Origin of the sequence: Sphingobium abikonense NBRC 16140 (assembly GCF_001598335.1) — a bacterium.
Lineage (GTDB): Bacteria > Pseudomonadota > Alphaproteobacteria > Sphingomonadales > Sphingomonadaceae > Sphingobium > Sphingobium abikonense.
In genome coordinates this window covers 119,031-132,654 of the sequence record NZ_BCYT01000005.1, presented here as the reverse complement: position 1 = coordinate 132,654, position 13,624 = coordinate 119,031, and the positions used below count along the sequence as shown (strand labels likewise).

Annotated in this window: 12 protein-coding genes; 6 read left to right on the top strand and 6 right to left on the bottom strand. The window is 62.7% G+C overall.

The window, feature by feature from the left end; genetic code table 11:
• Positions 1-18: 18 nt before the first annotated feature.
• Together SAB01S_RS07725 and SAB01S_RS07720 are read left to right on the top strand one after the other, a co-directional pair.
• Positions 19-1,359, top strand: coding sequence for a cystathionine gamma-synthase family protein (locus tag SAB01S_RS07725; RefSeq protein ID WP_062732646.1), 1,341 nt, complete (start codon positions 19-21; stop codon positions 1,357-1,359).
• A 5-nt stretch (positions 1,360-1,364) separates the two neighbouring features.
• Positions 1,365-2,291: an NAD(P)-dependent oxidoreductase gene (locus tag SAB01S_RS07720; protein WP_062732484.1), complete on the top strand. Its 927-nt coding sequence runs from the start codon at positions 1,365-1,367 to the stop codon at positions 2,289-2,291.
• Between the two features lie 3 nt (positions 2,292-2,294).
• On the opposite strand, the gene SAB01S_RS07715 is transcribed toward SAB01S_RS07720, so the two are convergent.
• Positions 2,295-2,969: an HAD family hydrolase gene (locus tag SAB01S_RS07715; RefSeq protein WP_062732483.1), complete on the bottom strand. Its 675-nt coding sequence runs from the start codon at positions 2,967-2,969 to the stop codon at positions 2,295-2,297.
• 98 nt (positions 2,970-3,067) lie between these two features.
• Here SAB01S_RS07715 and SAB01S_RS07710 point away from each other — a divergent pair, with 98 nt between their 5' ends.
• Genes SAB01S_RS07710 through SAB01S_RS07695 form a run of 4 tightly spaced genes read left to right on the top strand, consistent with a single transcriptional unit; the run spans position 3,068 to position 6,647 of the window.
• Entirely contained in the window at positions 3,068-4,177 is a 1,110-nt protein-coding gene (locus tag SAB01S_RS07710) for an ABC transporter permease (protein WP_062732482.1), read from the top strand.
• Positions 4,178-4,191: 14 nt separating this feature from the next.
• Positions 4,192-5,049 carry an ABC transporter ATP-binding protein gene (locus SAB01S_RS07705; protein WP_370169708.1) on the top strand — a complete coding sequence of 286 codons (858 nt, stop codon included), beginning with the start codon at positions 4,192-4,194 and terminating at the stop codon, positions 5,047-5,049.
• 3 nt (positions 5,050-5,052) lie between these two features.
• Positions 5,053-6,015: an MlaD family protein gene (locus SAB01S_RS07700; protein WP_062732480.1), complete on the top strand. Its 963-nt coding sequence runs from the start codon at positions 5,053-5,055 to the stop codon at positions 6,013-6,015.
• 20 nt (positions 6,016-6,035) lie between these two features.
• Positions 6,036-6,647, top strand: coding sequence for an ABC-type transport auxiliary lipoprotein family protein (locus SAB01S_RS07695; RefSeq protein ID WP_021226674.1), 612 nt, complete (start codon positions 6,036-6,038; stop codon positions 6,645-6,647).
• A 35-nt stretch (positions 6,648-6,682) separates the two neighbouring features.
• Here SAB01S_RS07695 and pepN read toward each other — a convergent pair whose 3' ends face one another.
• The 5 genes from pepN to mnmG all read right to left on the bottom strand — a co-directional run bounded on the left by pepN (position 6,683) and on the right by mnmG (position 13,578).
• Positions 6,683-9,277, bottom strand: a complete 2,595-nt coding sequence (gene pepN, locus SAB01S_RS07690; RefSeq protein ID WP_062732479.1) for an aminopeptidase N — start codon at positions 9,275-9,277, stop codon at positions 6,683-6,685.
• A 104-nt stretch (positions 9,278-9,381) separates the two neighbouring features.
• Positions 9,382-10,299, bottom strand: coding sequence for a ParB/RepB/Spo0J family partition protein (locus SAB01S_RS07685; RefSeq protein ID WP_439646660.1), 918 nt, complete (start codon positions 10,297-10,299; stop codon positions 9,382-9,384).
• 8 nt (positions 10,300-10,307) lie between these two features.
• Positions 10,308-11,090: a ParA family protein gene (locus tag SAB01S_RS07680; protein ID WP_062732477.1), complete on the bottom strand. Its 783-nt coding sequence runs from the start codon at positions 11,088-11,090 to the stop codon at positions 10,308-10,310.
• Complete coding sequence (gene rsmG / locus SAB01S_RS07675; RefSeq protein WP_062732476.1) at positions 11,087-11,731, bottom strand: 16S rRNA (guanine(527)-N(7))-methyltransferase RsmG; 645 nt, start codon at positions 11,729-11,731, stop codon at positions 11,087-11,089. Before rsmG ends, SAB01S_RS07680 begins: the two co-directional genes overlap by 4 nt.
• Positions 11,728-13,578: a tRNA uridine-5-carboxymethylaminomethyl(34) synthesis enzyme MnmG gene (gene mnmG / locus SAB01S_RS07670; protein ID WP_062732475.1), complete on the bottom strand. Its 1,851-nt coding sequence runs from the start codon at positions 13,576-13,578 to the stop codon at positions 11,728-11,730. Before mnmG ends, rsmG begins: the two co-directional genes overlap by 4 nt.
• Positions 13,579-13,624 lie beyond the last annotated feature (46 nt).

Sequence of the window (13,624 nt, the reverse complement as noted above, 5' to 3'; positions counted from 1 at the left end):
ACAGCAGGAGACATGATCATGACCGGCAAGACCCCGCCCCCCGTCACCGAAGCCGACCTGACCGGCGTCGAAGCCTCCGGCAATCGCCGTCGCCCCAAAGCGTCGATCCTGGAAATCGACGGCCGCATGCTCAAGCCCGCGACGTTGATGATGGGCCATGGCTATGACCCGACCTTGTCGGAAGGTTCGTTGAAGCCGCCGATCTTCCTCACCTCCACTTTCGCCTTCGAAAGCGCGGCGGCGGGCAAGCGGCATTTCGAGGGCGTGACCGGCATCCGGCCCGGAGGCGCGGAGGGGCTGGTCTATTCGCGGTTCAACGGCCCCAATCAGGAAATTTGCGAGGACCGGCTATCGGTGTGGGAAGAAGCGGAGGACGCTTTGCTCTTTTCCAGCGGCATGTCGGCGATCGCCACCACATTGCTTGCGCTGGTGCAGCCGGGTGACGTGATTGTCCATTCAGCGCCGCTCTATGCCGCGACTGAGTCGCTGATCGGGCGGATTTTGGGCAAGTTTGGCGTGCAGTGGGTCGACTTCCCCGCCGGTGCGACCGCCGACGAGATTGGCGCGGTGGTCGAGAAGGCCAAGGACATGGGCCGCGTCGCGATGATTTATCTGGAAAGTCCGGCCAACCCGACCAATGTGCTGGTCGACCTGGAAGCGGTAGTTGCGCGGCGCGACTCCATTTTCGCCGGGGCGGACCATGTGCCGCCGATCGCCATCGACAACACCTTTCTTGGCCCCTTGTGGCACAAGCCAATCGCCCATGGCGCGGACCTGGTGATCTACAGCCTCACCAAATATGCCGGCGGGCATAGCGATCTGGTCGCGGGCGGAGTGCTGGGCAGCAATGCGCTGATCAACACCATCCGCCTGATGCGCAATACCATCGGCACCATATTGGACCCGCACAGTGCCTGGATGCTGCTGCGTAGCCTGGAAACGCTGGAATTGCGGATGAGCCGGGCGGGCGAGAATGCCGCCAAGGTGTGCGCGTGGCTGCGCGACCAGCCGCAGGTGGAGAAGGTCGTCTATCTGGGCTTTCCCGAAACCGAGCGACAGGCGGATATCTACCGGCGTCATTGCACCGGCGCGGGATCGACCTTCTCGCTGTATCTGAAAGGCGGAGAGGCCGAAGCCTTCGCCTTCCTCGACGCGCTCAAGATCGCCAAGCTGGCGGTGAGCCTGGGCGGGACGGAAACGCTGGCCAGCCATCCGGCGGCGATGACCCATCTGTCCGTCCCGGCCGAGCGGAAGAAGGCGCTGGCGATCGGCGACAATATGGTGCGCATCTCGATCGGCTGCGAGGATGCCGACGACCTGATCGCCGATTTCGCCCAAGCGCTGCGGCAGGTGGGCTGACCGGCATGACCAAACCCTTGTTGCTGGTGGGGCAGCCCCTGCTCGCCCCGCTGCTGCCCGTTTTGCGCGCCGACTATGACGTGATCGCGCTGTGGGAGCATCCTGACCCGGCCTCGCTCGCAGGTGTTGATGCGATCGTGTGGGCCGGGGAGTTCCCGCTCGACCGGGCGCTGATCGATGCGATGCCGAAATTGCGCCTCATCGCCTGCTTCACCGTGGGCTATGACGGCGTGGACCTGAACCTGGCGCGGGCGGGCGGCATCGCGGTGGCTCATGCGGGCGCCGCCAATGCCGACGATGTCGCCGACCATGCCATCGGCCTGATGATCGCGCATCGCCGCTGGATCGTCGGGGGCGATCGGCATCTGCGCGCGGGTCAATGGACGATGGAGGCCAAGACGCGCACGCGATCATTGGGCGGCGCGCGGCTGGGGATTATCGGCATGGGCGCGATCGGCATCGCCATTGCGGAGCGGGCGCAGGCGATGAAGATGGAGGTCAGCTGGTGGGGACCACGCGCCAAGCCGGGCCTGGGCTGGCCGCGCCTCGACAGCCTCATGACCTTGGCTGAGCAGAGCGATATCGTGATCGTCGCGTGCCGCGCGGACGAGAGCAATCGCGGCATGATTGACACTCGGATCATGGACGCGATCGGGCCGGACGGACTGCTGATCAATGTCGCGCGCGGACAGCTGGTGCAGGAAAGCGGGCTGATCGACGCTTTGACGTCAGGACGACTGGGCGGCGCGGCGCTGGACGTGTTCGATCCCGAACCCACCGATCCCGCGCGATGGAAGGATGTGCCCAATATCGTGCTGACGCCGCATACCGGCGGCGCAACCCATGAAGCGGTCGGTCGGATGCTTGAAACGCTGCGCGCCAATCTGGCCGCGCATTTCGCCGGTACGCCGTTGCCGGCCCGGGTCGCCTGACGATCAGTCCCAGTCGACCCGCGGCCAGCCACGCACCTGCGCCAGCAAAGCAAGGCGGCGGTGCGGGTTGGCGGCAAAGGGCCGGTCGGCAAATTCCAGCATCGGCGCGTCCGACACATGGTCGGAATAGGCGCGGATATGCGCGTCGTCCCGGTCGATCGCCTGGGCCGCCATCCACGCCTTGATCATGCGCAGCTTGCCGGTGTCATAGCAATTTTCGCCGGCGATCTTGGCGCGCACATAGCGCAGATCCTGGCTCAGATGATCGGTGGCGATGACCGCGTCGAACCCCAGCCGGCGCGCGATCGGTTCGACATAGAGGCGATAGGAGGCAGTGGCGAGCACCAGCCGGTAGCCGTCCGCCCGATCCTGCGCGATCTGCGCCAGCGCGCCCTGACGCACATTGGTGGCGATCACCTTGTCAGCGTAGCTTTCGACATGCGGCATCAACCGGGCGCGCTCGACATTATGGCCGACCATCAGCGCTTGGTTCAGCTCCTTGAGCCGCTGGCGGCTGATGAGCTTCGCGACATAGGCCAGCATCAGCAGCAGGACGCAGGGCAGCAGGATCAGCCGCCACGGCGCCATGGCGCGCGCGACATGGATCAGGAAGCCGGTATAGGTGCCCGTGACCGTGACCGTCCGGTCCATGTCGTAGATCGCCAGATGATGCGTCATGCCGTATCCGAAACTTTTGCCCCAGCCCTTCGTTCTGACTTGCGGATGGGCCGTTTCGGCTTGCCGTGCAACCGATAATGGACCACTAAATCCCCCTGATGAACAAAGCCGCCGAACTCACAGAAGAGCAACGCGATGGCGGCACGGTAATACGGCTTTCGGGAAACCTGGCCATAGCGTGCCTTCACGATCTGCCCGCGCGCCTGGACGGCGTGCAGGGGCCGGTCGATGCCATCGACCTGTCACAGGTCGACCATATCGACACGATCGGCGCGTGGACGGTGCACAGCGCGGCGAAGCGTCTGGACGCCAAGATCATCGGCGCGGATGGCGATGCGCAGCGATTGGTCGAGGCTGTCGGCGCGCTGGACGAACCGATGGCCGTACGCCCCGACAAGGTATCGCCCTTTACGCGCGTCGTCGGCCAGATCGGCGACGCGGTCATCAGTGCCGGGACGACGCTTGTAGGTCTGTTGGGATTTTTCGGCGCGAGCCTCGTCGCGGCCTGGGGGCTGATCCGCCATCCCAGCCGCTTCCGTGTCAATGCCGTCGTCCAGCGGTTCGAAGTGGTTGGCGTGTCGGCGCTTGGCATCATCGGCTTGATGAGTTTCCTGATCGGCATCGTGATCGCGCAGCAGGGGTCCGTGCAGCTACGCCAGTTCGGCATGGAGATGTTGACCATCAACCTGGTGGGCCGCCTGACGTTCCGCGAATTGGGCGTGTTGATGACCGCGATCATGGTCGCTGGCCGGTCCGGTTCGGCCTTCGCCGCGCAACTCGGCACGATGAAGCTGACCGAGGAAATCGACGCGATGCGCACCATCGGCGTGTCGCCGATGGAGGCACTGGTAATGCCACGCACGCTGGCCGTGGTGGTCATGATGCCGCTGCTCGGGTTTTATGCGTCCATCGTCGCGGTGATTGGCGGCGGTTTTCTGTGCGCGGTGGCGCTCGACATTCCGCCCATCACCTTCGTCCAGCGACTGCGGGAAGTCGTGCCTATCACGGATCTGTGGGTCGGGCTGATCAAGGCGCCGGTGTTCGGCATCATCATCGCTCTGTCGGGTTGTTATCAGGGCATGCAGGTCAAGGCGAATGCCGAGGAAGTGGGGCTGCGCACCACCGCGGCCGTGGTTCAGGCCATTTTCCTCGTCATCGTGATCGACGCCTTCTTCGCCGTCTTCTTCACCTGGATCGGGTGGAACTGATGAGCGAGGAGGAGATGCAGCAGGCCGAGGAACGGCGCGTCGATGACGCCATTGCGCAGGATGAGGTCGCGATCCGCGTGCGCGGCCTGCGCAACAGTTTCGGGGATCAGGTCGTTCACGAAAAACTGGACCTCGATGTCCGCAAGGGCGAGATATTGGGCGTCGTGGGCGGGTCCGGCACGGGCAAATCCGTGCTGATGCGGTCGATCATCGGCCTGCAGATGCCCGATGCAGGCGATGTGTGTGTGTTTGGCGAATCCATGGTCGGCCGGCTGGATGACGAAGCGCTGGCCGTCCGCAAGCGCTGGGGCGTGCTGTTTCAGGGCGGCGCGCTGTTTTCGACGCTCACCGTGGCGGAAAATGTCGAGGTGCCGATCCGGGAATATTACCCCAATATCGGGCCGCAGCTGCGCGACGAGATTGCCGCCTACAAGATCCGCATGACCGGGCTTCCCGCCGAGGCCGGGCCAAAATATCCGGCTGAGCTGTCAGGTGGCATGCGAAAGCGAGCAGGCCTCGCCCGTGCATTGGCGCTGGACCCGGACCTGTTGTTTCTGGACGAACCCACGGCCGGTTTGGACCCCATCGGCGCGGCGGCCTTCGATGACCAGACACGCAAGTTGCAACAGACGCTGGGGCTTACCGTGTTCCTCATCACCCATGATCTCGACACGCTTTATTCGATTTGCGACCGGGTGGCGGTGTTGGCGGACAAGAAAGTGATCGCTGTCGGCACGATCGAGGAGTTGCTGGCGCTGGATCACCCGTGGATCCAGGAATATTTCAACGGTCCAAGAGGCCGGGCCGCCACGGCGGCGGTGGAACGCGAGAAGAACAAGGCGGCGTCGACGTCGCCCGAGGGAAGGCGATAGGATATGGAAACCCGCTCCAACCATGTGCTGGTCGGCACGGTCACGCTGCTGCTGCTGGCCGCAATCATGATTGCCGCCTTCTGGTTTTCGCGCCTGTCGCAGGGCGACAACAAGGAATATGACATCTTCTTCAAACAGTCGGTCAGTGGCCTGGCGAAGGGATCGGGCGTCAACTATGCCGGCGTGCCGTCCGGTCAGGTCGAAAAGATCGAGTTGTGGAAGCGCGATCCCAGCTTCGTGAAGGTGCGCATTTCCGTGCGCGACGGCACCCCCATCCTGCAAGGCACGACCGCCACCATCCAGGGCGTGGGCTTTACCGGCGTCAGCGAGGTCGTGCTGGACGGCGCGGTGAAGGGCGCGCCGCCGATCCAGTGCCCGACGCAAAATGCTCCGGCGGCCTGCCCCGATGGCGTGCCGGTCATCCCGACAAAGCCGGGCGCATTGGGCGAATTGCTCAACAATGCGCCGCAATTGCTGGAGCGCCTGTCGACGCTGACCGAGCGCCTGACCGAATTGCTGGACGACAAGAATCAGCAGTCGATCGCGGGCATATTGGCTAATGTAGAGCGTATTTCGGGATCGTTGGCCGATCGCAGCCCCGAAATCGCCGCAACCCTGGCAGAGGCCCGCATCGCGGTTCAGCGCACCGGCGTCGCCGTCGAACAGATCGGCAAGCTCGCCGCCACCACCGATTCGTTGCTGAACGACCAAGGCAAGCCGCTGATGGCGGACCTGCGCAAGACGGTGCAGTCGGCCAATCGCAGCATCGATACGCTGGACAAGACGATCAGCGCGGCGCAGCCGGGCGTCAAGAGTTTCAGCACCCAGACCATGCCGGAGGTCAACCAGCTGGTGCGTGACCTGCGCGAAATGTCGCGGGCGTTCCGCGGCGTCGCGGAAAAGCTGGACCAGCAAGGCGCCGGGTCGATCGTCGGGTCGCCCAAATTGCCGGATTATAAGCCATGAGGAAAATAAGGATGAGGCGCATGTTCCACGCGAAACCCCATGGCGTCACGGCGGCGCTGGCCGCGGCGTTCCTGCTGTCAGGCTGCGTGTCCTTTGGCGGGAAGCCACCGGAACGGCTGCTGTCACTGGATGCCGCGCATAAAGTGCCGGCGGGGACGCCGCGCGTCGCTGGAAATGGCCGGACGCTGATCGTGACCGAGCCGGACGCGCCCAAGACCATCGATACGGTGCGCGTACCCGTGCGTACCAGCCCGACGTCGGTGGCCTATGTCACCAAGGTGCAATGGGCAGACACGCCCCGGCATTTGTTCCGTCGCCTGCTGGCCGAAACCATTTCCGCAACGACCAATCGGGTGGTGCTGGATTCCGGGCAATTTTCCGGCGATGGCGGCCAGCGGCTGACCGGAGAGCTGATCGATTTCGGCATCGACGAAGCGCAACAGAGCGCGGTCGTCACCTATGATGCGATGCTCATGACGCCCAGTGGCGTGGCGCTGGCGCGGCAGCGGTTTACCGCCAGCACCCCGGTGGGCGGCAAGATAGACGCCGCCAATGTCGGCGCGCCGCTGAACGCCGCAGCCAATCAGGTAGCGACCGACGTTGCCGCCTGGGTCGCGGCCATGAAGGACTGAGCGACAGGCGGCGTGTATTGTGCCGCCGTCGCCCCTTAATCCAGGCTTTTTCGCACCTGTTCCAGCACATCCTTTGACAGGCCCGACTGGTCGAGGATGCGACGCAGTTCCGCCTGCATAAGGCCTGCGCGGTCGGGCCCGAAACGCTTCCAGCGGCCGAGCGGCGGCACCAGCCGCGCAGCGGTCTGCGGGTTGATGGGATCGAGCGCGAGGATGCAGTCGGCGACGAGGCGATAGCCTTTGCCGGACCGGTGATGAAATGCCCATTGATTGCCGGAAAAAGCGCCATAAAGCGCGCGGACCCGATTGGGATTTGTGAGGGTGAAGTCCTTGTGCCGGCCCAATTCCTCGATCAGGTTGACGGTATCGGGATGGAAGGCAAAGGCCTGGGTCTGGAACCATTTGTCGAGCGTGAGGGGATCGGCGCGATAGCGGTTATAGAAAATATCCAGCGCCGCTATTCGCTCGGCGCTTTCGCCATTGGCCAGCGTGCCCAGTGCAGCTTGCCGCTCGGTCATGTTATCGGCCTGGCTGAACTGATCGAAAGCGATTGCCGGGCCATCGGAAGCGCCTGACGCCACCAGATAATGGAGCGCGGCATTGCGCAGCTTTCTGGCGCCCTTGGCCGCCGGAGACAAAGAAAAGTTGTTCGCGCGCAGACGGGCGTGGATATCGCGCCACAGCGGTTCCAGCTCTGCACCGACGCGGTGCTGAAGCGCGTCGCGTGCCGCGTGGATCGCATCGGGATCGACGATTTGCATCTGGTCGCCTAGATAGGCCTCACTCGGCAAGCGGATGGCCTCCGCCACGAAAGCAGGGTCCAATATCGGGTCCGTCAGCGTGTGGCGGATGGCGTCTACCACGGCTGCGTCGTCGGCAGGCTGCCCGCCGATCCGTCCCACCAGCACATTGACCATCAATTGCTGCATCGCTTCGTAGCGGGCGAAGGGATCATCATCATGCGCCGACAGGAAGGCGAGATCGGCCTGGCTGCGATCGCTGTCGACGATCACCGGCGCGGAGAAACCGCGATTGATTGACAGCACTGGCGCGGCAGCGAAGTCCGGGAAGGTGAAGCGCTGCTCCGCTACCGTCAGCATCAAGAGCTCGTCGCCATGATGCGAACCGGTCGCGCGATCGAACAAGGCGACACGCAGGGGGATCGCCATCGGCTGTTTTTCCGGTTGGCCAGGCGTCGGCGACACGTTCTGCGTTAGCGTTAGATCGACCGTGCCGCTGGCTGGATCATGCGCCATCAGCGCCCGCACGCGCGGCGTGCCGGCCTGCTCGTACCAAAGACGGAACTGGCCAAGGTCGATGCCGCCGCCATCCTCCATCGCGCGAACGAAGTCCTCACAGGTCGCGGCCTGTCCGTCATGGCGATCAAAATAGAGGTCGCAGCCGGCGCGAAACCGCTCCGGGCCGAGCATCAAAGCGATCATACGGATCAGCTCGGCGCCCTTGTTATAGATGGTCGCAGTATAGAAGTTGCTGATTTCCATATAGGATTCGGGCCTGACCGGATGCGCCAGCGGCCCGGAGTCCTCGGGAAACTGGCCTGCGCGCAGGATGCGCACATCCTCGATCCGCTTGACCGCGTGGCTGCCCATGTCGGCTGAGAAATTCTGGTCACGAAAGACGGTGAAGCCTTCCTTCAATGACAGCTGGAACCAGTCGCGGCAGGTGACGCGATTGCCCGACCAATTGTGGAAATATTCATGCGCCACAACCCCCTCGACACCGTCATAATCAATGTCGGTCGCCGTGTCGGGATCGGCCAATATGTAGCGCGAATTAAAGATGTTAAGCCCCTTATTCTCCATCGCACCGAAGTTGAAATCCGCGACTGCAACAATGTTAAATACGTCGAGGTCATATTCACGCCCGTAGACCCGCTCATCCCAGGCCATGCTGTTTTTCAGCGCCTGCATGGCATGGGCGGTGCGGGGAAGATCGGCTTCCTTCACCCAGATGCCCAATTGCACCTCACGGCCGCTCATGGTCACGAAGCGGTCGGCATTGCAGGCCAAGTCGCCAGCCACCAAGGCGAAGAGATAGCAGGGCTTGGGATAGGGGTCGTTCCAGACGGCCCAATGCCGGCCATTGTCACCCTCCCCCTGCTCGACCGGGTCGCCATTGGCCAGAAGTATCGGGAAGCGCGCTTTGTTTGCGCTCATATGGACGCTGTACCGCGACAGGATATCGGGACGGTCCGGAAAGAAAGTGATCCGGCGAAAACCCTCCGCCTCGCATTGGGTGCAGAGTAATCCGCCACTGGCATAAAGGCCCATCAGCTTGCTGTTGCGCTCAGGCGCCAGTTCGACCAGCGTTTCGACCTGATGCGCGTCATCTGGCAAGGTGAGGATCAGCGCCCCGGCCTCCAAATGCCATTCGGTCTGGTCGAGCACGCGGCCGTCGACGCGGACCTCCAAGGGCACCAGTCCGTCGCCGTCCAGACGAAGTGGCCGATCATGTTGGTCGTTGCGCGTGACAGACAGAGTCGCGCGCACGGTCGTCAGCGCAGGGTCCAGTTCGAACTGAAGCGCAATGTCGGGCACGAGCCAGTCAGGGGCACGATAATCGGAACGGCGAATAACAGGGGGTGTGGCGGCGGAAGCGTGCATATCCATTGCCACAACCTAGGGATCGCATCGGAAAAAGCCAGCCACTTCGAAGCGCCGATCGACGCATGATCGGGCATTTGGCGCTTATTGAAGCGGCCGGAAACCGTGCCTTAGATGCGCTCGCCAGAAAGCCGCTGACAGAGCATGTCGAGCTGATCGAGGTTTGAGTAGCGCATCGACAATGTGCCACCAGTGGCGGCGCCCCCATGCGCGATTTCGACCTTCAATCCGAGAATATCCGCCAGATGCTGCTCCAGAGCCGCGATGTCAGGATCCTTTTCCCTATTATCAGCTTGTGACGATCGGTTTGAGGGGACCTCGCCACCCGTCTTCGCGCGGCGAACGAGCTGCTCCGTGTCGCGAACGGACAGGCCTCTTTCTTCAACCTGAGCCGCCAGTCTCTCGCAATCGGGGGCACCGATCAGCGCACGCGCATGGCCCATGCTGATCTTGTTATGCACAACCTGCTGCTGTACCGACTGTGGCAGATCAAGCAGGCGCATGAGATTGGCGACATGACTGCGGGACTTGCCAACGATGCGCCCGAGCGCTTCCTGGCTGTGATGAAATTCCGCGATCAGCTTGCGATAGGCTTCCGCCTCTTCAATGGGGTTGAGATCTTCCCGCTGAATATTCTCGATCAGCGCTATTTCGAGCGTTTCCTGCTCGTCAAAGTCGCGCACAATGGCAGGAATGCGGTGCAATTGCGCCCGCTGCGACGCGCGCCAGCGTCGTTCACCGGCGATGATTTGGAAACCGCCACCATGGGGACGGACGATGATCGGCTGGATCACACCGCGCTTGGCGATGCTGTCCGCCAATTCCTGCAGGGCGCCATCGTCAAAATGACGGCGCGGTTGTTCGGGATGGGGATGGATCAGCGCGACTTCGATGCTCTGCACCGCTTTCCCATTGACCTGCGGCGCAGACGAGGCGACTGGCTCTTCGCGGGATACGTCCCCCAGCAGAGCGGACAGGCCCCGACCAAGACCCTGAGGCCGCTTGGCTGATTTTGGTTTTTCCGTCATATCCTCGCTCAAGCGGCAACCTCCTCCTGGGGCAGGCGCGCGATCAACTCACGCGCCAAGCGCATATAGGCTTCCGACCCGGAGCAACGAAAGTCGTAGATCAACGCGGGAACACCATGACTGGGCGCTTCGGAAAGCCGGACATTGCGCGGTATCACGGTGGAAAAGACCAGATCACCCAGACAAGCGCGCACGTCATCCGCCACCTGATCCGTCAACCGATTGCGACGGTCATACATGGTCAAAGCGACGCCCATGATCGACAGGCCGGGGTTGAAGCGGCCGCGAATGCGCTCCACCGTTTGCAGCAATTGCGACAGGCCTTCGAGCGCGAAAAATTCGCATTGTAGCGGCACGAGCAGTGATTGCGCCGCCACCATCGCGTTGATGGTCAGCAATCCCAGCGAGGGAGGACAGTCGATGAGGCAGATATCCCAGCGTCCAGGCTGCGCTTCCGACAAGACGCGCTCCAGCCTATGGGTGCGCTCCTCATATTCAATCAGTTCAATTTCTGCCCCCGACAGATCCTGCGTTGCGGGCACCAGGTCAAGCTTGGGCACGCGCGTGGTCACGATGCTGTCGTCCAGACCGCAATTGCCAACCAGCAGATCATAGCTTGACCGTTCGCGCGCGGCTTGATCGACCCCCAGCCCTGTCGATGCATTGCCCTGAGGATCCAGATCGACCAGCAAAACGCGCAGCCCTGTCGCAGCCAAACCCGTCGCAAGATTGATGGCCGTGGTCGTTTTTCCGACCCCACCCTTTTGATTGGCGATAGCGATGCGGATCATGAACGACCTTTCTTCTTGCCGGCGGGTGCGACATTCCGGGCAACGATGATGGCGCTTTCCGCATCCGTCACGCTCGGTTCCACGTGGAACACACCTTGCCATGATGCGCGCGCAGCCTCCAGTTCATTCTTTGCGCTTCGTCCTTTTGGGAGCACCCACAAGCTGTCAGGGTTGGAGAGATGGAGTGCTGATCCGATCAATTTTGGCAAGGGAGCATATGCCCGCGCGCTGATCACTGCGGCATTCATCGCAGGCGCTGCCTCGACCCGCCCGCCGAAAACCTGGGCGTTGCGAAGCCCAAGATCGGCGATGACGTCGTTCAGAAAGTCGATCCGCTTCCGACGGGTTTCGATCATCAATATTGGTCGATCGGAAAGCGTGGCAATGACGATGCCCGGCAGGCCTGCGCCAGCGCCAAGATCGACCCAGGTTCCCGAAGTCGCGTTACTAGCTAAACTCAGAAGCTGCGCCGAATCGACGATATGCCTGGCCCAGACATGGGGCCGCGTGGATTGCGCAATCAGGTTTTGCTCATCCATCGCTGAAAGAAGAATCGCTACGTAGCGTTCGAGACACCCCCATGTTTCACGTGAAACATCGAACTGAGCATCAATCCAGGCCTTGGCGTATTCCTCGGTCACGCGGCGGCTCGACGGGCGTGAACAAGAATGGCGGCCAGCGCTGCGGGTGTAATCCCGCGAATACGGCCGGCAGCGGCCAGCGTGTCGGGTCGCGCCGCTTCCAGCCGCTCAATCATTTCGTTGGACAGACCGCCAACGCCTCGAAAATCAACGTCAGCGGGAATATGGACTCGTTCGTCCCGACGTAGGGCTGCCACTTCGGCTTCCTGCCGTTCGAGATAAGGCGCGTAATGCGCATCCTCAAGCTGCTCGTCGGTCACATCCTGCGGAGCCTTGTCCAGCACCGGCGCAAAAGATGTGAGCAGACTGCGCGACACTTCAGGAAAACGTGCCCACTCCCACAGGGTGCGACGCACACCATCCTGTCGAACGAAAGCCCCTGCCCGCGCCATCTCCGTCGCCGTCATCGACCGCGACAGAGCGGCTTCAATTTCGGAACGCCAATGCTTTCGCTGATCCATTCGGCGTGCCCGATCTGGCCCGACGATCCCATGCTCCAGCCCTACAGGACCCAGCCTCGTCTCCGCATTGTCGGCGCGCAGGCGCAGGCGATATTCTGCCCGAGCGGTAAGCATACGATAGGGTTCGGTGACGCCCTGCAACACCAAGTCGTCGATCATCACGCCAATATAGGAACTTGCGCGGTCTAAAATCATCGACGGCTGCGACAAGGCATGCGCCGCAGCGTTTACGCCAGCCACCAGCCCCTGCGCCGCCGCTTCCTCATATCCCGTCGTGCCGTTAATCTGACCGGCACAGAAAAGTCCGGGGAGAGCACGCAATTCCAAACTGCTGGTCAGCGCGCGCGGGTCGACATAATCATATTCGACGGCATAGCCCGCCACCACGATTTCCGCCTGCTCCAATCCGGTCATCGTCCGGATCATGGCACGCTGCACATCCTCCGGCAGGGATGTCGAAATGCCATTGGGATAGACCAAGGGGCTGTCCAGCCCCTCGGGTTCCAGAAATATCTGGTGCCCGTCGCGATCTCCGAAGCGCAGAACCTTGTCCTCGATCGACGGGCAATAGCGCGGCCCCCGCCCCTCAATGGCGCCGCTGAACAGAGGCGATCGCCCAAGCCCATCGCGAATGATCTGGTGCGTGCGATCATTCGTCCGCGTGATGGCGCAGGCGAGTTGTGGCAGGATGCGGGCCGGCGTGACAGGGGACATCGTCCAAGTCCCATCATCGGACGGCTGCGTTTCCAATCGCGCCCAGTCAATCGTTCGGCCATCGATCCGTGGCGGCGTACCCGTCTTCAACCGCGCGATCGGCAAATCCAACTTGCGCAGCTGCTGTCCCAATCGGGTCGCGGCCCTTTCACCGATCCGCCCGCCCGCATCCTGAGCGTCGCCGCAGAAAAGCTTACCACCCAGAAATGTGCCGGTTGCCAGGACAACGGCGCGTGCCTCCAGCGTTTGGCCATCGCTCAGGCGGATGCCAGAGGTTCGGCCACGGTCGAGTAGCAGCTCATGCGCCTCGCCCTCAACGATGGTTAGTCCGACTTGCTGGTCAAGCAGTCCATGGATGGCGGCACGATAGCGACTACGGTCGGCCTGGACCCGCGGTCCCTGCACCGCCGCGCCCTTGCTGCTATTGAGCATACGATAGTGAATGGCGGCCGCGTCGGCGGCTCGCCCCATCAGACCGTCCAGTGCGTCCACCTCGCGAACAAGGTGCCCCTTGCCCAGACCGCCAATGGCTGGATTGCAGGACATGGCGCCGACCGTGTTCCGATCGAACGTCAACAGGGCGACCTTTGCACCCTTGCGCGCAGCAGCAGCAGCGGCTTCACAGCCGGCGTGGCCGCCCCCGACCACGATCACATCATAACGAACAGGCATGATGCGCCTTTAACAGATTTGGGCTGTCGCGGTCAAAAGCGTTCCA

What these genes read in the sequence shown, in the direction of transcription:
- SAB01S_RS07725 (WP_062732646.1), top strand. Translation starts at nt 19, where the DNA reads ATGACCGGCAAGACCCCGCCCCCCGTCACCGAAGCCGACCTGACCGGC.
- SAB01S_RS07720 (WP_062732484.1), top strand. Translation starts at nt 1,365, where the DNA reads ATGACCAAACCCTTGTTGCTGGTGGGGCAGCCCCTGCTCGCCCCGCTG.
- SAB01S_RS07715 (WP_062732483.1), bottom strand. Translation starts at nt 2,969, where the DNA reads ATGACGCATCATCTGGCGATCTACGACATGGACCGGACGGTCACGGTC.
- SAB01S_RS07710 (WP_062732482.1), top strand. Translation starts at nt 3,068, where the DNA reads ATGAACAAAGCCGCCGAACTCACAGAAGAGCAACGCGATGGCGGCACG.
- SAB01S_RS07705 (WP_370169708.1), top strand. Translation starts at nt 4,192, where the DNA reads ATGCAGCAGGCCGAGGAACGGCGCGTCGATGACGCCATTGCGCAGGAT.
- SAB01S_RS07700 (WP_062732480.1), top strand. Translation starts at nt 5,053, where the DNA reads ATGGAAACCCGCTCCAACCATGTGCTGGTCGGCACGGTCACGCTGCTG.
- SAB01S_RS07695 (WP_021226674.1), top strand. Translation starts at nt 6,036, where the DNA reads ATGTTCCACGCGAAACCCCATGGCGTCACGGCGGCGCTGGCCGCGGCG.
- pepN (WP_062732479.1), bottom strand. Translation starts at nt 9,277, where the DNA reads ATGGATATGCACGCTTCCGCCGCCACACCCCCTGTTATTCGCCGTTCC.
- SAB01S_RS07685 (WP_439646660.1), bottom strand. Translation starts at nt 10,299, where the DNA reads ATGACGGAAAAACCAAAATCAGCCAAGCGGCCTCAGGGTCTTGGTCGG.
- SAB01S_RS07680 (WP_062732477.1), bottom strand. Translation starts at nt 11,090, where the DNA reads ATGATCCGCATCGCTATCGCCAATCAAAAGGGTGGGGTCGGAAAAACG.
- mnmG (WP_062732475.1), bottom strand. Translation starts at nt 13,578, where the DNA reads ATGCCTGTTCGTTATGATGTGATCGTGGTCGGGGGCGGCCACGCCGGC.